Here is a 19,401-nt window from a genome sequence, read left to right as displayed (position 1 = left end):
CCGAGCCACGGCTGCCCCTGCCGTCAGCCTTGCTGGCCCAACGTGAAGCCGATGCCTCCGGGGGTCTCGGCCGCATCGAGGGTCTGTCCGTCCAGCGCCGGCGCAGCGTCCTCGGCGACGTAGACGTTGGCATCACCTGCGGCGACCACCACATCGGTCGGCTCCGGCTCGGGCACGACACTCACGGCGAACTGGCCGTCCTCGCTCGCGATCCGCAGCCCGGCCGTCGGCTGCGGTGAGCTCTGCGTGAGTCCCTGGACGACGGCCTGAGCGTTCTCGGAAACGGTGAGCATGCTGGAACTCCTGTCTTCGTGCGGTCGCCGGCACGGGGCCGGCGTCGACGCCTACGACCACCTCGCGGGGCAAGTGCGCACACGCCTTCGGACACCTCCACCCTCACCGACGGCGGGGGGTGGCTGTCAAGTGCCATCGACCGCCAACCAGCCCAGCCATCACGAAAAGGACTGGCACCCAAGCAGACCCAGCCCAGCGGCATACGACATCGGTGAGGGTGCCCGCACAGCCGTGATGCTTCCCCGCCGCGGGAATCGCCCGAGCGCTAGGCTCCGCCAAGTGACCTCCTACGACGACGACCTTCGTCTCGCCCACGTCCTCGCCGACGCCGTCGAGCGCGTGACGATGTCGCGCTTCCGCGCGGCGGACCTCCTCGTCGAGAGCAAGCCCGACCTGACTCCGGTGACCGACGCCGACCGCGCCGCCGAGGAGCTGGTCCGCTCGCAGCTCAAGCGGACCCGGCCCCGCGACGCCGTCGAGGGTGAGGAGTTCGACACGACCGGGCACGGCCCCCGGCGCTGGATCATCGACCCCATCGACGGGACGAAGAACTTCGTCCGCGGCGTCCCAGTCTGGGCGACGCTCATCGGTCTGGTCGACAACGGACGCCCCGTCCTTGGCCTCGTCGCCGCGCCTGCGCTCCAACGGCGCTGGTGGGGTGCCATCGGCTCGGGGGCGTGGAGCGGGCGCTCGCTGTCCTCCGCGAAGCCGATCTCCGTCTCCCAGGTCGGGCGTCTCGGCGATGCCTCTCTCTCCTACTCGTCACTGGCCGGCTGGCGGGTCCGAGGCCGGCGCGATGACTTCCTCGATCTCATGGACGACTGCTGGCGCACCCGTGCCTACGGTGACTTCTGGTCGTACATGCTCGTCGCCGAGGGCGCCGTCGACATCGCTGCCGAGCCCGAGCTCGCCGTGCACGACATGGCCGCCCTCGTCGCCATCGTCGAGGAGGCGGGTGGCCGGTTCACCGGGCTCGACGGCCGCGACGGGTGCTGGAGCGGCAACGCCGTCGCGACGAACGGGCTGCTGCATGACGAGGTGCTCCGGCGGATCGGCATTCCCGCCGCCGTCCCAGAGGACTGACCCGTCGAGAGAGCCCGTCGCGACTGGCAACCACGACCCATGCGGGCGTGGGATGGTCGCGAACTGCTCTTTCGATTGTCAGTCGGTGACGACGGTGACCTCGCCGAGACCGAGCTGCTCGATCGACGCACGGTGTGCGGCAGCATCGCCCACGAGGACGATCGTCCAGCCGCTTCCCGCGGGCCGGTCGGGCAGCGCCACGCCGGCGGTGGCTGCGAACCGGCTGAAGGCCTCGTCGAGCCGTTGGCGGTCGACCCGCTCGAGGTCACGGAGGTTGGCGGTGGTGAACTCGGTGGTGCGTCCGTCGAGGGCCATGTTGATCGCCTCGTCCGCCACCGCGTCGGCGGTGGCGTAACGGCCCGGCGCCGTCTTGCTGATGAAGTCGACGCCGGAGCGGACCTCCTTGTCCGAGAAGCCTTCCCGGGCACTCTCGAGGATCTCGACGAGGAGGCGCACCGACTCGGTCGTGCTGTCGGCCCGGACCGACCCGGAGGTGAGGAAGACTCCGCCGCTGCGCCGCGGTCGGAAGCTCGAGCGGATGCCGTAGGTGTACCCCTTCTCCTCACGGAGGACCGCGTCGACGCGGGCGTTGGGCGAGCCGCCGAGGACGAAGCCGATGACGGGGTACGGCGCCCACCCACCCTCCACCGAACGATCCGGACCGGGGGCGCCGACGACGACCTCGGTCTGGACCGATCCCGGGCGGTCGACGATGACGACGCGGGCTCGGTCGGTGGCGAGGGTCGCCGCCCGGCTCAGCGACGACGGACGGTCGGCTCCCCGGCGCCAGCGGCCGAGCGAATCCGTCACGAGCGAGGGAACATCGAGGCCGGCGAGGTCGCCGGCCACCGCGATGGTCGTCCCGGCCGCGACGACGTGCTCAGCATGGAAGGCGACGACGTCGTCCCGGGTGATGCGCGCGACCGTCTCGCGGGACCCACCCGTCGGCCGGGAGCCCCGCTCGTCATCGGCGTAGAAGGTCGCGACGAACTCCAGGGCCGCGCGGTGACCGGGGATGGACCGCTCCTGCTCGATCTCCGCGAGGCGGGCGCGGACCTGACGGGCCACCTCGTTGTCCGGGAAGGCCGGCTCGGTGAGGATCTGGCGAAGCAGGTCGAGCGCCGGGGCGAGGTTGCCCTTGACGACGTCGAGGTCCAGGCTGAGCCCGGCCTCACTGATGGCCGCGCCATAGCTGATGCCCTTGCGCTCGAGCAGACGGGCGAACTCCTCCGCCGAGTGCTGTGCCGTGCCCTCGTCCATCGTCCGCGCCATGATGGTGGCCACGCCCTCGAGAGACTCCGGCTCCGCACTGACCGGCACGGGAAGTCCCAGCCGCACCGAGATGACGTACTGGCCCGGGACGTCGTAGGTGACCAGCCGGATGCCGTTGGGCAGGTCGTGGGTCGCCGCCTCCGGGAACGACCACTGCGGCGGCGGCGCGACCGTGGGGCGGGCGAGGGCGGTCATGCGGCCACCTCGGCCTGGTCCTCGGCGAGGTAGCGGACCACCGCGCGAGCTTCCGGATCCAGCCAGTGTGCTGTCGCCGCTCGAACCTGGTCGGCCGTCACGGCCTTCACCTGGTCGACGAACGTGTTGACGTACGAGGGGTCGCCGCTGAGAAGGGCGTGGTGGCTGATGTGATCGGCGCGCTCCTCGATGCTGGCGAGGGCGCTGAGCCACGCCCGCTCGGTGTCCGCGATGACCGACTCGAGCTCGCCCTCGTCGGGCCCCTCGACGATGAACCTCGACAGCTCGTCGCACACCGTCGCCTCGACGTCCTCGGGGTCGGCACCCGCGGCGATGTCGACGGTGATGGTCCCCAGGCCGACCCCGTCGACGAGCCCCATCGTCCATCCCGACACCGACGTCGCCGTCTCGTCGGTGCGCACGAGGCGGCGCATCAGCCGGGAGCTCGCCAGACCGCTCATGACGTCGACGGCGATCGAGCACGCGTGGTACTCGGGGGTGGTGTCGACCGGCAGGCGGAAGGAGATGTAGATCCGGTCGTTGGGGACGTCGCCGGGCCGGTCGAGTCGCACCGGTGCGGCGATGGGTGGCAGCTGGGGCAGCCGGTCGCGCTGCTGGAGCTCGATCGGGTCGAGCCGACCGAAGTGGCGCTCCGCCGCGTCGAACCCCTGCTCTGCAGTGATGTCGCCGACGAGGGTGAGGACGGTGTTGTTCGGGCCGTAGTGCGCACGGTAGAAGGCGTGCACGTCGTCCAACGTCGCTGCGTCGAGGTCCTCCATCGAGCCGATCGTCGGGTGGTGGTAGGGGTGGTCCTCGGGGAACGCCGTGGCATAGATGTCGATGAGGGCCTGACCGTAGGGGACGTTGTCGTACCGCTGGCGCTTCTCCTCCTTGACGACGTCCCGCTGGTTGTCGAGGTTCTCCTGCGTCACGGCGTCGAGCAGGTAGCCATGACGGTCCGCCTCCAGCCAGAGGGCGAGGTCGAGAGCACCCACGGGAATGGTCTCGAAGTAGTTCGTCCGGTCGAACCACGTCGTCGCGTTGAGCCGGGCCCCCTCGTTCATCAGGGCGCTGAAGTGCTCCCCCGACGCGACGTTGCGGCTCCCCTGGAACATCAGGTGCTCGAAGAGGTGGGCGAATCCGGTGCGGCCGGGAGCCTCGTGACGCGAGCCGACCCCCACCCAGAGGTTGACCGCGACGCTGGGGACGGCATGGTCCTCGGAGACGATGACCCGAAGGCCGTTGGGCAAGGTTCGCTCGACGAGGGGGTACGCGATCGACGTCACGGCACGACCCTACGTGACTCCACCGGGCGGGCGGCGCCCACGTGGCACGCCATCGCCATGACGTAACGTTTGATTATCGATAACTGTCTCAGCATAACGTTCGCATATGCTGAGGGAATGAGCGATGTTGCCCGTGCCACGGACCTCCTCACCACCATCCGGGAGTCGGTGATCGGCGACGACCAAGTCCTCCCCGGCCCCTATGGGCCCCGCCGGGTCACATACGCGGACTACACGGCGTCGGGTCGCGCGCTGAGCTTCATCGAGGACTTCATCCGCCACGAGGTGCTGCCGCGGTACGCCAACACCCACACGGAGTCCTCCGGCACCGGCCTGCAGACCACCCGGCTCCGGGAGGACGCCCGCAGGGTCATCCGGGACGCCGTCGGAGGGGATGACGAGACGGTGGTCATCTTCGCCGGCTCCGGCTGCACCGGCGCCATCGACAAGCTGATCGGCATCCTCGGCCTGCGGGTGCCGTCCGGGTTCGAGGACCGCTGGCACGCGAGCAAGCTGGTGCCACGGGCCGATCGGCCCGTGGTCTTCATCGGGCCCTACGAACACCATTCCAACGAGCTCGCTTGGCGCGAGTGCACTGCCGACGTGGTCGTCGTGCCCCAGGACGCGGACGGCCACGTCAGCCTGACCGCCCTGCGGGACCTGCTCGAGCGCCACGCCGACCGGCCGCTCAAGATCGGGTCGTTCTCGGCTGCGAGCAACGTCACCGGCATCCTCACCGACACCGACGCCATCTCGACACTCCTGCACCACCACGGCGCCCTGGCCTTCTGGGACTTCGCGGCCGCCGGACCCTACGTCGACATCGCCATGTACGGTCAGCCCACCCCGCCCGCCTCGCCCGCCCCGCCCGCCTCGTCCGCCTCGACCGGGCGGGAGGTCGCGGGCCCAGCGCTCGCCGCGGGCGCCGGCTCAGCGGCATACGGCTCCGACCTTCGGGTGCTCGCGCGGAAGGACGCCGTCTTCCTCAGCCCGCACAAGTTCATCGGCGGACCGAGCACGCCCGGCGTCCTCGTCGTGCGACGGGAGCTGCTGACGAACCGCGTGCCCGACGTGGTCGGCGGTGGCACCGTCGCCTACGTCAACCCCGACTCGCACGACTACCTGACGGACCCGGCCCATCGTGAGGAGGGCGGCACCCCCGCCATCATCGAGGCCATCCGGGCCGGTCTCGTGTTCAAGGTGAAGGCGGCCGTCGGGGTGGACGTCATCCGCGCGCGTGAGGAGGCGTTCCTGCGACGCGCCATCGCGGCATGGGCCGGCGAGCCCGCGATCGAGATCCTCGGCAACCTCGACGCCGAGCGCCTCTCGATCCTGTCCTTCGTGGTGCACCGCGAGGGCGCCGCGTCCGGGCGGTTCCTGCACCACAACTTCGTCGTCGCCGTCCTCAACGACCTCTTCGGGATCCAGGCCCGCGGCGGCTGCTCGTGCGCCGGCCCCTACGGCCACCACCTGCTCGGGATCGACCCCGAGCGGTCCCAGGAGCTCGAGCGTCAGATCACCGGCGGCTGCGAGGGCATCAAGCCCGGCTGGGTGCGGGTCAACTTCAACTACTTCATCTCCGACGCGGTCTTCGACTACATCGTCGAGGCCGTGCGGCTGATCGCTCGCGACGGCTGGCGCCTGCTCGGTGACTACGACTTCGATCCGGCGACGGGCCGTTGGACGCACAAGCGCGGCCCCGTCGAGCCGCCGCTGCGCCTGGACCAGGTCCGCTTCGACGGGGGTCGGATGACCTACCCACACCATGAGGGCCGCGCACCGGAGTCCGCGCTCCAGGGCTATCTCGCCGAGGCTGCTCGGATCATGCGGGAGGTCACCCCGCCGTGCAGCGAGTCCGCCAGCGTGAGCGTGGACTTCGACCACCTGCGGTGGTTCGACCTGCCCAGGACCGCCCTCCGGCCCTGAGGGGGCCTCCGACGGTGGAGGACAACCCGTTTCGTCGCTTGGCGAGCGGCTCGAGCGGGCTCCGGGCGGCCGCATCGCATCTGAACGCATTTCAGGCCCGGAGATCATGGATCTCCGGGCCTGAAATCAGTAGCGGGGGCAGGATTTGAACCTGCGACCTCCGGGTTATGAGCCCGGCGAGCTACCGAGCTGCTCCACCCCGCGTCGGTGAAACCAACCTTACGGGAATCCGTCCGGAGCACCAAATCGGGCACTCGGACGCTCTTGGGGGCGTCCCAGGTGCCCGATGGTCCGTGCTCAGGGAGCGGTTGGGGCGGCCGCGGCCGCTCGGGCCAGGGCCTCCTTGAGTCGCTTCTGCGCCTCACCGTAGGCCGCGAAGTCGCCCTCGCGGAGTGCCTCCTCACCCTGCCGGAAGGCCGCGTCGGCGTCGGCCAGGGCCTGGCGCAGGGCATCGGCGTCCGGCGTGCCACTCGGAGCGGGCCCAGACGTGGTCGCGCTCGTCGTTGGGCTCGTGGTCGGGCTCGTCGGCGTGCCCGAGGGGCCTCCGGTCGGTGTGCCGGTCGGTGTTCCGCCGGGAGTCACCGGCGTGTCCGTCCCCTGGTCCCCGGCAGCCGCACCCGAGGATCCGCCGAACAGGTCGTTCAGCGCATCATCGAGAGAGCCGGCCCAGGCGATCTTCTCGCCGAAGGACACCGCCACTGCGGAGAGCCGGGGATAGGCTCCGGCCCCGGACGCCTGGACGTAGATCGGCTGGACGTAGAGCACGCCGCCACCCACCGGGAGGGTGAGCTGGTTGCCGAAGGTGACCTCCGCGCCCTGCAGCGCGGTCGTCGAGATGAACTGCGCCAGGGTGCCGAAGCCGGAGTCGGTCGAGGACACCTGGGACGAGCGCATGTCGTTGTAGACCTGCCCCGGGCCCTTGACCGTGGTGTTGGTCGGCTCGAGGAGCCGGAGCTGGCCGTAGCCGGGCGCTCGCTTGCCGTCGGCGGAGCCGGCGTCGCCGTCGGCGGCGAGGAATCCGGTCAGCAGGTTGCGGTCGCCGACCGGCATGAACGTCGAGGTGAGCGAGAAGGACGGCTCGCTCTGGCCCGGCATGGCGAGCGAGAGGTAGTAGGGCGGCTGGAGGAGCGACTGCTCGGCGTTCGCGCCACGCGTCGGGTCGAGCGGGACCCGCCAGAAGGTCTGGCCGCCGTAGAACGAGGCGGCATCCGTCTCGTGGTACTTGGTCAGCAGCTGCCGCTGGATCTTGAAGAGGTCCTCGGGATAGCGCAGGTGCTCCATGAGGGAGCCCTTGACCTGCGACAGGGGTTTCACGGCGTCGGGGAAGATCTTCATCCAGGCCCGCAGGATCGGGTCCTCCTCGTCCCACTGGTAGAGCGAGACGGTCCCGTCGTAGGCGTCGACCGTCGCCTTGACGGAGTTGCGCACGTAGTTGATCTGCCCGGCGCGGATCGCCTGCACCGAGTCGCGCGTGCGGGTCACCGAGTCCGAGGTGGCCGCGTCGAGCGTGGCCATCTCGGAGTAGGGGTACATGTCGGTCGTCGTGTAGCCGTCGATGACCCAGAGCACCCGACCGTCGACGACGACGGGGTAGGCGTTCCCGTCGAGGGTGAGCCACGGCGCGACCCGCTCGACCCGCTCCCGCGGAGTCCGGTGGTCCAGCAGGCGCGACTCGTTCGTCACGGCGTCGGAGAGCAGGAAGTTGATCTCGCGGTACTTGAAGGCGTAGGCCATCCGTCGCAGCGCGTCGAGCTGGACCCCACCTGCGCCGGCGTAGCTGTTCGTGACCTGCTGGTTTCCTTCGGACAGGTAGTCGAACTCCTTCTTCTCACCTCCGACGATCGAGTACTCCGGCGAGGACTCGCCGAAGTAGATCCGCGGCTCGTACTCGCCGAGCACGCCGCTGGTGCCGATCTGCGACTCGAAGAAGGTCGGCCGGCCGTCGTCCTCGCGCGTGTTGCCCTTGGCGGCGACGACCCCGTAGCCGTGCGTGTAGACCGTGTGGTCGTTGAGCCAGTTGCGCTGGCCGTCCGGCACACCGGTCAGGTCGAGCTCGCGCACGGCGATGACCGTGTCGGTCAGCTCGCCCTGGAGGTTGTAGCGGTCGACGTCGAGGACGTCGGCGAACTGGTAGTACCCCTTGGAGGCCTCGAGCTGCTTGAACGTCGGGCTGACGACGTTGGGGTCGATGAGGCGGATGCCCGGGATGGTGTCCGCGTCGTTGCGCAGCTGTCCCGGGCTGGCCGTCGTCAGCGTGTCGTACGGCTCGACCTTGACGTCGTCGAAGCCGTAGGCCTGGCGGGTCGCCTCGATGTTGCGCTCGATGTAGGGCAGCTCGAGCGACTTCTCCGACGGGCGGACCTTGAGCGACTGGACGAGCGCGGGATAGATGCCGCCGACCGCCACCACGACGACGGCGAGGACGGCCACCCCGACGAGCGGCAGGCGCCACGACCGCGTCCAGATCGTGCTGAGGAACATGCCGGCGCACATCAGGGCAGCAATGGCGAGGATGCCCTTGGTGGGGATGACGGCGTGGGCCTCGGTGTACTGGATTCCGGTCATTCGCGTCGACTGGGCGGTGGCGAGGTTGTAGCGGTCGACCCAGAACGCGACGGCGCGGACGAGCACCAGCACGGCGGCGATGATCGACAGGTGCACCCGGGCGGCTTGGGTCGAGCGCGTCTTCTGGGCGGCGACGATGCCGCCGTAGAGGTAGTGGGTGAAGGCCGCGGCGACGAAGCCGAGGACGAGGACCATCGTCAGGAACGAGACGATGAAGTTGATCCAGGGCAGGTCGAAGACGAAGAACCCGATGTCGAGACCGAACTCGGGATCGGTGGTCCCGAAGGGGGTGCCGTTGCGCCACAGCAGGAAGGTGTCCCACTGGGTGGCGGCCGAGAGGCCGGCGAAGAGCCCGATGGCCAGGGGCGCCGCGACCGTCGCGGTGCGACGCATCGGCTCGACCAGCTGGCGGTAGTGCTCCATCGCCTGGGTGTCGGGGGACGGTGCGTAGATCGGCCGGTTGCGGTAGGCGACGTGGATGCTGGACCACACGACCACGGCGGTGAACAACCCACCGATGATGCCGAGGACGATCTTGGCCACCAGCTGCGTGGCGAACACGGCGGAGAAGTCGACCGACTGGTACCAGAGCACCTCGGTCCAGAAGGTCGCCAGGGTGGCCACCACGAGCAGCAGAGCGCCGGCCACCACCAAGGCGGTGATCAGGGGGCTTCGTCTGGGCGGCAGCGGTGCTGCTCGTCGAGCGGCTCCCTGCTCGCCACCGTCGCCGAAGGGGCCTGTGGGGGGGCCGAAGTCGCTGTCGCTCACGTTGCGTCGCCTCGAGATGCTGGGGCCGGCCGGGCCTTGCCGTCGCGAAGAACCCGTTTGCGGCAACGATAACCCGAACGCGGGGGCGCGCTGCCGCCCGCCTGCCCGCAGCAGAGGTGCGTGGCCGAATTGGGATGAAAGGAGCGTCAGGCCGCCGTATGCCGCTGGGCTCGCTCCGCGGACCGGCGCCCTCGGGTGGTTGGATGGTTGACGTGAGAGAACAGCCGGTCACGTCCGTCACCGCCGACCCCCTGACCGTGGCGGCCCTCGACACCGAGCGCCACGTCGCCGCGGCCGGCTGGGACCAGCCGGCGCGCCTCTTCGCGCTCGTGCGCACGGCCGCCCTCCTGGAGCGGGAGCCGCATCTCCGGCGGCAGATGGGTCCGGCAGACCTGGCCGAGGGGGCGCTCACCGCCATCGAGCAGGAGGGGTTGCCGGCCACGTCGTCGCTCGAGACCCTGCTGGGCCGGATCGCCTGGCCCGACGAGGTCGACGGGTGCGCCTTCGCGATCGAGCGGATGGTGGTGCCCCCCGATGCCGAGCGCGACCTGCCCGAGCGCTCCGAGGCCGCCGTGGAGGCCCTGGCCGCACACCCGGAGCGCAAGGACGTGCGGCTGCTCGTCGCGGTGCTCCGTGACGGCTCGTCCATCTGCCTGCTGCGACAGCGCGCGCATGACTCGGACGACGCCGTCGCCACCGGCAAGGACCTCGCGCCCGGCCTCGTGGCCGCGCTCAGGGCGACGTTGGAGGACTAGGGCCCGCGTCGGACCTGGGGTCAGCAGCGCCTGAGCCCTGAGATGCGTCCGGAGGCGATGCCCTCGACTGCCTGGACGGCGTCATCGAACGTGTCGACGGCAAAGACCTCGAGGCCGGAGGGGATGGTGTCGACGACCTCGGGGCAGTTCTCGACCGGAGCGAGGAAGTACTCCGACCCACCCGCTCGAGCCCCGGCCATCTTCTGCTTGATCCCGCCGATGGGACCGACGTCGCCCGCGTCGTCGATGGTCCCGGTGCCGGCAACGTCGCGCCCCGCGGTCAGGGAACCGGGCGTCAGCTTGTCGTAGATCCCGAGGGCGAACATCAGTCCCGCCGACGGCCCCCCCACCTCACCCGCGTTGATCGTGACGGTCGCCGGGAAGTCGTGGTCGAGCTGAAGGATGACGCCGAGGGCGGTGCGCCCCTCGGAGCCGGCCATGGTCGGGGCCTCCACGACGAGGGGCTTGCCGCTGCGGGTCACCTCCATCTCGATCCCCTCCCCCGGGCGGGCGACCTGCAGCGCGGAGCGGACGCTGTCGGCCGTGGTGATCCGCGTGTCGCCGACGCGGACGATCCGGTCCCCCATCCGCAGCACGTCCTTGGCGGGGGACTCGTCGAGGATCTCGGCGATCTTGACGTGCGTCGTCACGGCCTGGCCCAGGGCCCGGAGCGCGACCGCGGTCGCCTCCTCCTGGGAGCCGGCCATCTGCACGGCGTTCTCCTCGGCGATGCGCTCCTCGCTCGCGTGCGGGTCGAAGACCTGGTCCACCGGCAGGACGTCCTGCGACGGGTCGATCCACGCCCACAGCACGTCGAACGCGTCGACGGGGAAGCCCGGCCCGCCGAGGACGGACACCGTCGTGAAGCTGAGCTCGCCCTCGGCGTCGTACGTGGGGAGGCCCTTGACGCTGATCAGGGCCGAGCCGTCCCCTTCCCCCGGCACCTCGCCGAGGGTGTTCATCGTCGGACCGGGACTCATGATCGCCACGGGGACGTGCACGAGGTTGCCGACGACCAGGGCCGCGAGCGCGAGGAAGAAGGCGACGAGGAAGACGATGTTGCCCCTGCTGAGCGGCGTCGGGTGCCTCGCCGGTGCGGGAAACGGAGGCGGGGTGCCGACCTCGTCCGCGGGCACGCGACGGATCGTCCTCACGGCAGCCCGACCCACTCGTCCGAGCCGTCGGCGAAGCGCTGGTGCTTCCAGATCGGCACCGTGGCCTTGAACTCGTCGATGAGCTCGCGGCACACCTCGAAGGCCTCGCCGCGGTGCTCGGCACTCACCCCGACGACGACGGCCAGGTCACCCACCCGGAGCTTCCCGACCCGGTGGACGACGGCGATCCGCACGCTCCGCCCGTCTGCAGCCAGGCGCTCCGCGAGGGTCCGGGCGACGTCGGCCGCCTGCGGATGGGCGCTGTAGTCGAGCTCGGTGACGTCAGCACGCTCGGCCGGCCCGGCCGCGCCGGGCGAGTCCTTGGCGTCGTGGTCGCGCACGGAGCCGACGAACAGGCACGTGCCCCCCGCGCGCGCGTCGGCGACGCTCGACAGGACCTCGTCGACCGACAACGCCGTCTCTCGGATCTCGGCAAGGGTGACCGTCACGCCGGACATCGTATGCGGCGCGGCTGGATGATCGGGAACACGACCGTCAGGAGCCCGACCGGACCCGCGGAGGTGAGGGAACGATCGTCCTGGTTTCGTGGTTGTCTTGGTGTGGAGCGGCCCTCCGCCGCAGCAGGCCAGCGATCCGAGGAGCATCATGTCCGACCGTCACCCCGACGTGCCCGACGAGCCCGACGAGGAGAGCCGTCGCGAGGGCGACGACGTGGCCGGCCGTGGGGGCGTCCCGGGCCTGGGCGACCTCAGCTCGATGCTCGAGCAGGTCCTCGGCCAGGCCGCGGAGAACCCCGAGCTCGCCGCGGCGATGCGCAGCATGGGCGTGGACCCGACCGACCCGGCCACCAAGGCGGCGATGCGGGCCCAGCTCGGCACGTTCATGTCCGCTCAGCAGTCACCCACGGGCGCCCGGGACCTGGCGACCGACGTGGCCCGCAAGCACGTGATGGCCGCCGAGGGCAACGACGTGCCGGACCCCAGGGCGAGCCGTGAGGTCCAGGACGCCGTGGCGGTCGCGGTGCTCTGGCTCGACGAGGTGACCGCCCTGGGCATGCCCGCCTGGCGCGCGACCGGGCTGAGCCGAGCCAAGTGGGTGGACACGACGATGCCGCGCTGGTTCGCGCTCGTGGAGCCCGTGTCCGACGGCGTCACCAACGCCACCTCGGCTGCGATGAGGAAGCAGTTGGGCGAGCTCGGCCCCGAGGCGTTCGGGGACGCGCTCCCACCCGAGCTGCAGGGCATGCTGGGGTCGGGCTTCGATCCCGCCGCCATGCTCGAGCAATGGGCCCCGATGCTGTCCAACCTCAGCCGGCAGATGTTCGCCGCGCAGCTCGGACAGGCGGTCGGAACCCTCGCGACGGAGGTGGTCGGCGCGACCGAGGTCGGCCTGCCGCTCACCGACCCGGGCCTCATCGCCCTGTTGCCGGGCAACGTCGCCGAGCTCGCCACCTCCCTGGAGATCGACCTGCCCCAGGTGCGCCTCTACCTCGCAGTTCGAGAGGCGGCCCGCGTCCGCCTCTTCGCCGCGGTCCCCTGGCTCGGCCCGCAGCTGATGTCGGCCGTCGCCGACTACGCCCGCAACATCACCATCGACACCGACGCCATCGAGTCCGCCCTCTCGACGATCGACGCGACCGACCCGGAGGCGATCCGCACTGCGCTCCAGGGCAACTTGTTCCGGCCCCAGCCGACTCCGGCCCAGCGCCGTGCGCTGGACCGTCTCGAGACGCTGCTCGCGCTCGCCGAGGGCTGGGTCGACCACGTCACGGACCGCGCCACCTCCGCGCACCTGCCCCAGGCGGCGGCGCTGGCCGAGACCGTGCGTCGCCGGCGGGTCGGCGGTGCGGCCCAGAAGACCTTCGCCGGCCTGGTGGGTCTCGAGCTGCGGCCCCGGCGGCTCCGGGATGCGGCCAACCTCTGGGCCGCCCTCGAGAACTCCGGCGGCCAGGCCCTGCGCGACGGTCGCTGGTCGCACCCTGACCTGGCTCCGGCGTCCGAGGACCTCGACGACATCATCGGCTACGTCGAGCGCGCCGCCGGACGGCCGGCGGGCGGCGAGTCCGCGAGTCCGCTCACCGACGCTGGCCTCGGATCCCCCGACCTCGGATCCGACCTCGGGGCCGACCTCGACGCCGACCTCGACGCCGTCCTCCGCGGCATCCTCGACGAGGCCGCCGCCGCGCGGGACGACGAGGGCGACGAGGGCGACGAGGGCGACGAGGGCGACGAGGGCGACGAGCAGGGCGGGACGCGCCCGTGACGGCGTCGTGGAGCCCGCCCACGGCGTCGGAGGCTGACCCGGGACCGAGTCCAGCGGCATACGGCCTGATCCACCGGGACGCCGTCGCAGCGCTCACGCGCTGGGCCGCCCCCGACGCCGAGCAGGAGCAGCTCCGCGTCGACTACCTGCTCCACCTCCAGCGGCACGACGACGCCCTGTCCCGGAGCGGCCCCCAGGCCCACCTGACCGGCAGCGTGATCGTGCTCGACGCGTCCGGCGAACGCGTCCTGCTCACCCTCCACCAGAAGGCCCGGAGATGGTTCCAGTTCGGCGGGCACTTCGAGGCCGACGACGAGTCGATGGTGCAGGGCGCGGGGCGGGAGGCTCGGGAGGAGTCCGGGATCGACGCACTGACCGTCCTGCCCGAGATCGTGATGCTGGACCGGCACCCGTTGGGCACGGCCTTCGGGCGGTGCCGCGAGCACCTCGACGTGCGCTACGCGGCCGTCGCGCCGCCCGAGGCGGTGCCCGCCGTCAGCTCCGAGTCGGTCGACGTGCGCTGGTGGCCGGCGGACGGGCTCCCCGACGACAGCCGGGACGAGCTCCTGCCGCTCGTGCGGGCCGCGCAGCGGGCCCTTCGTCGATGACGGTCAGTCGTCGCTGAGGGCGAGACCTGACGTGGCGGCGACACCCTGGAGATAGCCCCGGGCTCGTTCGAGGCGGGGGTAGCTGCTCAGCAGCGCCCAGAAGCCGGGCCCGTGCCCCGGCTCGAGGAGGTGCGCAAGCTCGTGCAGCAGCACGTAGTCCAGGACCCAGCCGGGCATCCCCCGAACCTTGTCGGAGATCCGGATGGAGCCTTCCGCCGGCGTGCAGGAGCCCCATCGGGACTCCTGGTTGGTCACCCAGCGCACGCTCGACGGCCGGGCCTGCCCGCCGAGGTAGGTGCGCGAGAGGTGAGCGGCGCGGCTGAGCAGCTCCGTGTCGGACCGGCGCCGCCGCTGCTCTGAGGCAGCCACGCGGGCCACCATGGTGCGCACCCACTCGCCTTCCTCGGCACGCGTCATCCGGGCGGGCACGAGGACCACGAGGCGACCTTCCTGGCGGTACGCCGAGACGGTCCGACGCCGTCGCGAGCTGCGCCGCACCTCGACGGTCACCCCGTCGACGACGGTCTGCACCACCTCTCGAGCGGACCTCGCCATGAGGGAAGGGTAGGCCGGATCGGCCCGTCCACGACGAAGGACGGGGAAGACGCGCCGCTCCCGCACGAGCCCCGCACGAGCCCAGCACGAGCCCAGCCCGAGCCCCGCACGAGCCCCGCTGGTCTCTTCCCGCACGGCCGAGCGGGGCCGCAGGGGCGCGCCATGCGGGGGATGAGCGTGATCTCGTGCTCAGCGTGCTCTAGGGTTGACGAAGCCGAGGCGCCCGTCAGAGGGGCGCCAGTACAAGGAGACACCAATGGCTGACGAGACCTACAAGGGCGAGTTCTACTGCGTGAAGTGCAAGGAGAAGCGCGAGGCCGAGGGCAAGGTCGTCGTGTCCGAGAACGGGCGGCGCATGGCCAAGGGCCAGTGCCCCGTCTGCGGCACGAACCTCAACCGCATCCTGGGCAAGGCCTGACCAGGTCTGCAGCGCGTCCACACTGACGCGCACGAGAGGGGCGGGACCACCGTGGTCCCGCCCCTCTCGCATGCCCGCTCGGGCCACGGTGGGCACCCGGGCTGTGGATATGACGCACGCGGCCGGGCCGGACTTTGCGACGCTCGCAGCACGACGCGGTTCTCCGCGTCGGCGAGCGACGAGCAGCCCGGCAGCGCCGGGCAGGCACGGAGGAGCGATGGAGTCAGGAAAGGGCAACCCGCCGGGGCGAGCCAGAGTCGAGCTCCACGCGGTCCCTGCCGACCGGGGCCGGCCTGACGCCGCGGCGACCGGCGCGGTTGCCCCGACCGACCACCACCCCCGCATCCCGCACTGGCGACGGCCCGTTCGCCGGACCGCAGGTGAGGTCCAGTTCGGCGTGAGCCCCGGCGGATCGATCGTCACCGGCGTGAGCGAGGTCGAGACCGACCTCCTCTCCCGGCTCGACGGCACCCTCTCCCTCCACGCCTCCTATCGGCTCGCCGCCGAAGCGGGGGTCCCCGCCAGCCGGTGGCGCGCCCTCCTCGAGCTCGTCGACCGCCTGGACGTGCTCGCGCCGCACTCCGCTGCTGGCACGCAGGACGGGCCACCCGCCGCCTGCCCGCCCACCGTGGTCCTGGAGGGGCACGGCTCGCTCGTGGAGGACGTGTGCCTCCTGCTGCGGCGTGGCCGCCTCGACGCCGTGGTCGTCTCGACCCGAGCGCTGGCCGCCAGCGCCGGCAGGGGTGGGGATCCCGGCACGCGACCCGGCCTGGCCGTCGTGGCCGGACCCCTCGCGCTGGACCCGCGCTCGGGGGATCCGTGGCTGCGGCAGGGCGTCCCTCATCTGCCGGTCGTCGCCGAGGACACGCGGGCCACGGTCGGCCCCTTGGTCGAGCCAACCCTCACCGGTCCCTGCCTCTGGTGCCTCGACCTGCACCGCGCCGACCGCGACGCGGCATGGCCGACCGTCCTCGCCCAGGTGTGCGGGGCGCCGGGCGACCTCGTGCCCCCGGACTCCGGCGCGGAGACCGATCCGGCGTTGGCCCACCTCGTCGCAGGCTGCATCGCCCTCTTCGCGCGGCGTCTGCTCGGTGGGGCCGCGGTGCCTCCGGGAATCTCCGTCGAGGTGAGCCTGCCCTGGCCGAGAATGGACCACCGGCGCTGGGCCATCCATCCCCGCTGCCGACGCCGACACCGTGACGGCGCCGGCGCCGGTGCCGGCTGACTCGCAGCACCCCGCAGAGTGTGGTGGGTGAGGTCCAGTCCACGCGGGCGTTTAGAGTCAGGGTGACCGATCTGGGGGTGAGCCGTGTGACCGAGTTGCCGCGCAAGGCGGTCGTGCGCTCCGCCAAGCTCGCCACGGTGCCTCTGGGCTTCGCCGGCCGGACCGCACTGGGGCTCGGCAAGCGCCTCGGCGGCCGCCCAGCTGAGATCGTCGCCGCGGAGCTTCAGGCCCGCACTGCAGAGCAGCTCTTCCAGGTGCTGGGCGAGCTCAAGGGTGGCGCGATGAAGTTCGGTCAGGCGCTGTCGATCTTCGAGGCCGCCTTCCCGGAGGAGATGGCCGGCCCCTACCGCGCCATGCTGACCAAGCTGCAGGACAGCGCTCCCCCGATGCCGACCAGCTCGGTCCACGGCGTGCTCCGGGCCGACCTCGGAACCCAGTGGCGTCGCAACTTCCGGTCGTTCGACGACCACCCGGCTGCCTCGGCGTCGATCGGGCAGGTCCACCGCGGGGTCTGGAAGGACGGGCGGGACGTCGCCGTCAAGATCCAGTACCCCGGTGCCGGTGCCGCCCTGATGAGCGACCTGCGGCAGCTGTCGCGGGTCGTCAAGGTGGCAGCAGGCTGGATCCCGGGCATCGAGCTGGCCCCCATCCTCGATGAGCTGCGCGAACGAATGGCCGAGGAGCTGGACTATCGCCTCGAGGCCGAGAACCAGGCCGCCTTCGCGGCGGCGTTCGTCGACGACCCCGACTTCCGGGTCCCGCAGGTCGTCCGGGGCACCCAGCACGTCATCGTCTCCGAGTGGGTCGACGGTCGCCCCCTGAGCGAGATCATCCGGGACGGGTCACAGGAGGAGCGCGACGAGGCGGCGCAGCTCTACATGGAGTTCCTCCTCGCCGGTCCGGCCGAGGCGGGCCTGCTCCACGCAGACCCGCACCCCGGCAACTTCCGCATCACCCCGGACGGCCGGCTGGGGGTGGTCGACTTCGGAGCCGTCAACCGGCTTCCGGGCGGGATGCCATCAGAGCTGGGACACCTGCTCACCGCTGGCCTCCAGGGCGGCGCCGATGCGGTCCTCGCCGGCCTGCGCGAGGCTGGGTTCGTCAAGCCGGGCATCGACATCGACGCCGAGCGGCTCCTCGAGTACCTCGAGCCCTTCATCGCGCCGTTGCGCGCCGACGAGTTCACGTTCACGCGGGCCTGGCTCCGCAGCGTCTTCGCCCACATCAACGATCCGCGGCAGCCCAACTACGTCCTGGCCTACAAGCTCAACCTCCCGCCCGACTACCTGCTCATCCACCGCGTCTGGGGTGGCGGGATCGGCGTGCTCAGCCAGCTCGGCGGCACGGTCCGCGGTCGCGAGGCGGTCGACGCGTTCCTCCCGGGGGCCGACCTTCCGCCATTGGGTGAGGTTGCCGTCGACGACTGAGCCGTATGCCGCTGGGCGGGCTCAGCGGCCCGGCGCGGCTGTGCAGGCAGCCGAGTCGGCTCGGCCGCGGTGACCCCCCGCCGTCACCACCAGACCGGGTCGAGCTTGCTCTCGATCGAGCGCAGGTTGTCGCGGCTGCACCGCTCGCACGTCCACAGGGTGCGACCGTGCTCGACGCTCCGGCTCCATGTCAGCCGGGCGGCCGCCTGCTCGTCCGGGCCGGGTGTCGCCCCGCAGGACGAGCAGATCAGCAGCGGCGCCATCTCACCTGTGTCGCTGGAGGGTCCGTCAGTCTTGAGTGCCATCGTGAGACCTCCCTGTCTCTCCCCCTCATTTCCGAGTATCCGCCTTTGCGCTGGCATCGGTGGGACGCGCTCGCAAAGGCGTGTCACCGTCGTGACCCCCGGTCACGGGCGGCGCGCCGCCGCCTTGTCGGGCCCCTACCCCGTGATGCGGTGCCCTCACGTGCAGCAGTGAGCCGCGGGTGACGTTCGGTCACCCGCGGCTCGTTGACGGTTCTCGCGTCGGCGGCTCGATCGCTCCAGCCGCTTCTGCTGCTCGGGAGCCGGCTCCGTGAGCCGACCCGGTCCACGCATCACCGGGGGTGATGACGTCGGCTCGCGCGGATCTCCATCGCGATCAGCCGGGCGCTGCGGCGTCTGCCGGAGCGGTCCTCTCGCTGAACACGGTCGCGGATCCGGTCGCGGGCCAGGAGCTCCAAGTTCTCCATGACGACCTCCTGGTCGGGTAGGTGGTGCATTGCGGATGGTTGGTCGGACGGTGTCGAGCACCGCTTGGCCGGGCATCGTCGGGGACGCACGTCAGGCGGCGACCGGGTGCTTGCGGGGCCGGCCCCTGGGCCGCTTGCGGGCGACCACGGCTCCCTGGACGAGGAGCTGGCCACCCCAGACACCCCAAGGCTCCTGGCGCTCGAGCGCGCCCGCGAGGCACTGGATGCGGGCGGGGCAGAGCCCGCACAGCGTCTTGGCGAACTCGACGTCCTCAGGACGCTCGGCGAACCAGAGCTCTGCGTCGTAGTCGCGACAGGGGATGGTCTCCCCGACCTGCTCCGCCTCCGTGCCGAGGTCGAGCAGTTCGCTGAGCTGCATCGCCTTCACCTCCGTCTCCGGCCCGCCGGTGGTGCGGCTGACCTGCTCACTCGTGTCCGTTCGGGTTCGGAGCCCGGCACCACAGGTGCGGGTCTCGTTCCTGCTGCTCTGAATCCGGGGAGTCATGGTGTGTCCCGTATCTGTCTGGCACCTGGTCGGTGCTGTCTGGTGGAGGTGGGGGTTGAGCGGCATCCAGTTCTCGGGGGAACACAAAGGCCGCGGACCCGGTGATGTCGGGTTCGCGGCCTGGGAGTGAGGCTGTGGTCTAACTCAGACCGGTGGCCTCCCAAAGCGGGAGCGAGCGACATCGGGTGTCTTGTAGATGGCGGTGAGGTCCACGTCTGCGGCCGGGTCGAGGCCCGGGACGCGACGGTCGTCGAGGCGCAGATCGGCCGGGGCGACAAAGGACACAACTGTCCCCTGGCCCTCGGCACCGGTGGCCGCGAGGAGCGTGTTGGTCAGGTGCGGACGTGCGGAAACGACGCAGGAACCTGCGCACATCGTCGTGGTGATGTTCCTCATGGGGCCAACCCTCCTC

Annotated in this window: 19 protein-coding genes and 1 tRNA gene; 8 read left to right on the top strand and 12 right to left on the bottom strand. The window is 71.3% G+C overall.

Going from position 1 to position 19,401, the window contains the following annotated elements:
• Positions 1 to 23 precede the first annotated feature (23 nt).
• Positions 24 to 293, bottom strand: a complete 270-nt coding sequence (locus tag ABWV20_RS01540) for an iron-sulfur cluster biosynthesis family protein (RefSeq protein WP_353352983.1) — start codon at positions 291 to 293, stop codon at positions 24 to 26.
• A 280-nt stretch (positions 294 to 573) separates the two neighbouring features.
• On the opposite strand from ABWV20_RS01540, the gene hisN reads away from it, so the two are divergent.
• Positions 574 to 1,377, top strand: coding sequence for a histidinol-phosphatase (gene hisN, locus ABWV20_RS01535; RefSeq protein ID WP_353352982.1), 804 nt, complete (start codon positions 574 to 576; stop codon positions 1,375 to 1,377).
• 78 nt (positions 1,378 to 1,455) lie between these two features.
• Here hisN and ABWV20_RS01530 read toward each other — a convergent pair whose 3' ends face one another.
• Both ABWV20_RS01530 and ABWV20_RS01525 read right to left on the bottom strand, forming a co-directional pair.
• Positions 1,456 to 2,844: a M16 family metallopeptidase gene (locus ABWV20_RS01530; RefSeq protein WP_353352981.1), complete on the bottom strand. Its 1,389-nt coding sequence runs from the start codon at positions 2,842 to 2,844 to the stop codon at positions 1,456 to 1,458.
• Positions 2,841 to 4,130 (bottom strand): M16 family metallopeptidase, encoded by a 1,290-nt coding sequence (locus ABWV20_RS01525; RefSeq protein ID WP_353352980.1) that lies wholly within the window; start codon positions 4,128 to 4,130, stop codon positions 2,841 to 2,843. The genes ABWV20_RS01530 and ABWV20_RS01525 overlap by 4 nt, the downstream gene beginning before the upstream one ends.
• A gap of 117 nt (positions 4,131 to 4,247) precedes the next feature.
• On the opposite strand from ABWV20_RS01525, the gene ABWV20_RS01520 reads away from it, so the two are divergent.
• Positions 4,248 to 6,056 (top strand): aminotransferase class V-fold PLP-dependent enzyme, encoded by a 1,809-nt coding sequence (locus tag ABWV20_RS01520; RefSeq protein WP_353352979.1) that lies wholly within the window; start codon positions 4,248 to 4,250, stop codon positions 6,054 to 6,056.
• Between the two features lie 130 nt (positions 6,057 to 6,186).
• Here ABWV20_RS01520 and ABWV20_RS01515 read toward each other — a convergent pair.
• Positions 6,187 to 6,260: transfer RNA gene (locus tag ABWV20_RS01515), tRNA-Met, on the bottom strand.
• 93 nt (positions 6,261 to 6,353) lie between these two features.
• Positions 6,354 to 9,389 carry a UPF0182 family membrane protein gene (locus ABWV20_RS01510; protein WP_353352978.1) on the bottom strand — a complete coding sequence of 1,012 codons (3,036 nt, stop codon included), beginning with the start codon at positions 9,387 to 9,389 and terminating at the stop codon, positions 6,354 to 6,356.
• A 212-nt stretch (positions 9,390 to 9,601) separates the two neighbouring features.
• On the opposite strand from ABWV20_RS01510, the gene ABWV20_RS01505 reads away from it, so the two are divergent.
• Positions 9,602 to 10,144: a PPA1309 family protein gene (locus ABWV20_RS01505; protein ID WP_353352977.1), complete on the top strand. Its 543-nt coding sequence runs from the start codon at positions 9,602 to 9,604 to the stop codon at positions 10,142 to 10,144.
• A gap of 20 nt (positions 10,145 to 10,164) precedes the next feature.
• On the opposite strand, the gene ABWV20_RS01500 is transcribed toward ABWV20_RS01505, so the two are convergent.
• Together ABWV20_RS01500 and ABWV20_RS01495 are read right to left on the bottom strand one after the other, a co-directional pair.
• Positions 10,165 to 11,280 carry a YlbL family protein gene (locus ABWV20_RS01500; protein WP_353352976.1) on the bottom strand — a complete coding sequence of 372 codons (1,116 nt, stop codon included), beginning with the start codon at positions 11,278 to 11,280 and terminating at the stop codon, positions 10,165 to 10,167.
• Between the two features lie 14 nt (positions 11,281 to 11,294).
• Positions 11,295 to 11,756, bottom strand: a complete 462-nt coding sequence (locus ABWV20_RS01495; protein WP_353352975.1) for a molybdenum cofactor biosynthesis protein MoaE — start codon at positions 11,754 to 11,756, stop codon at positions 11,295 to 11,297.
• Positions 11,757 to 11,904: 148 nt separating this feature from the next.
• Here ABWV20_RS01495 and ABWV20_RS01490 point away from each other — a divergent pair, with 148 nt between their 5' ends.
• Positions 11,905 to 13,521, top strand: a complete 1,617-nt coding sequence (locus tag ABWV20_RS01490) for a zinc-dependent metalloprotease (RefSeq protein WP_353352974.1) — start codon at positions 11,905 to 11,907, stop codon at positions 13,519 to 13,521.
• Positions 13,518 to 14,129 carry an NUDIX hydrolase gene (locus ABWV20_RS01485; protein ID WP_353352973.1) on the top strand — a complete coding sequence of 204 codons (612 nt, stop codon included), beginning with the start codon at positions 13,518 to 13,520 and terminating at the stop codon, positions 14,127 to 14,129. Before ABWV20_RS01490 ends, ABWV20_RS01485 begins: the two co-directional genes overlap by 4 nt.
• Positions 14,130 to 14,132: 3 nt before the next feature.
• Here ABWV20_RS01485 and ABWV20_RS01480 read toward each other — a convergent pair whose 3' ends face one another.
• Positions 14,133 to 14,684, bottom strand: coding sequence for a M48 metallopeptidase family protein (locus tag ABWV20_RS01480; RefSeq protein WP_353352972.1), 552 nt, complete (start codon positions 14,682 to 14,684; stop codon positions 14,133 to 14,135).
• Positions 14,685 to 14,940: 256 nt separating this feature from the next.
• Here ABWV20_RS01480 and ABWV20_RS01475 point away from each other — a divergent pair, with 256 nt between their 5' ends.
• The 3 genes from ABWV20_RS01475 to ABWV20_RS01465 all read left to right on the top strand — a co-directional run bounded on the left by ABWV20_RS01475 (position 14,941) and on the right by ABWV20_RS01465 (position 17,754).
• Positions 14,941 to 15,102 (top strand): DUF5679 domain-containing protein, encoded by a 162-nt coding sequence (locus ABWV20_RS01475; RefSeq protein ID WP_013493366.1) that lies wholly within the window; start codon positions 14,941 to 14,943, stop codon positions 15,100 to 15,102.
• Positions 15,103 to 15,319: 217 nt separating this feature from the next.
• The gene (locus ABWV20_RS01470; RefSeq protein ID WP_353352971.1) at positions 15,320 to 16,327 is read left to right on the top strand and encodes a hypothetical protein; all 1,008 of its coding nucleotides are present in this window, start codon (positions 15,320 to 15,322) and stop codon (positions 16,325 to 16,327) included.
• A gap of 86 nt (positions 16,328 to 16,413) precedes the next feature.
• Positions 16,414 to 17,754, top strand: coding sequence for an ABC1 kinase family protein (locus ABWV20_RS01465; RefSeq protein ID WP_353352970.1), 1,341 nt, complete (start codon positions 16,414 to 16,416; stop codon positions 17,752 to 17,754).
• A gap of 83 nt (positions 17,755 to 17,837) precedes the next feature.
• Here ABWV20_RS01465 and ABWV20_RS01460 read toward each other — a convergent pair whose 3' ends face one another.
• From ABWV20_RS01460 to ABWV20_RS01445, 4 genes are all read right to left on the bottom strand, one after another.
• A complete protein-coding gene (locus ABWV20_RS01460; RefSeq protein ID WP_353352969.1) occupies positions 17,838 to 18,059 on the bottom strand; it encodes a hypothetical protein in 222 nt (73 codons plus the stop codon).
• A 290-nt stretch (positions 18,060 to 18,349) separates the two neighbouring features.
• Positions 18,350 to 18,514, bottom strand: coding sequence for a hypothetical protein (locus ABWV20_RS01455; protein ID WP_353352968.1), 165 nt, complete (start codon positions 18,512 to 18,514; stop codon positions 18,350 to 18,352).
• Positions 18,515 to 18,575: 61 nt separating this feature from the next.
• Positions 18,576 to 18,863 (bottom strand): WhiB family transcriptional regulator, encoded by a 288-nt coding sequence (locus tag ABWV20_RS01450; RefSeq protein WP_353352967.1) that lies wholly within the window; start codon positions 18,861 to 18,863, stop codon positions 18,576 to 18,578.
• A 270-nt stretch (positions 18,864 to 19,133) separates the two neighbouring features.
• Complete coding sequence (locus ABWV20_RS01445; RefSeq protein ID WP_353352966.1) at positions 19,134 to 19,385, bottom strand: hypothetical protein; 252 nt, start codon at positions 19,383 to 19,385, stop codon at positions 19,134 to 19,136.
• Between the last annotated feature and the right edge of the window lie 16 nt (positions 19,386 to 19,401).

The sequence above is a fragment of the Intrasporangium sp. DVR genome (assembly GCF_040365325.1).
Lineage (GTDB): Bacteria > Actinomycetota > Actinomycetes > Actinomycetales > Dermatophilaceae > Intrasporangium.
The sequence above is the reverse complement of the archived record's forward strand: the minus strand, read 5'-3'. Positions and strand labels throughout refer to the sequence as shown.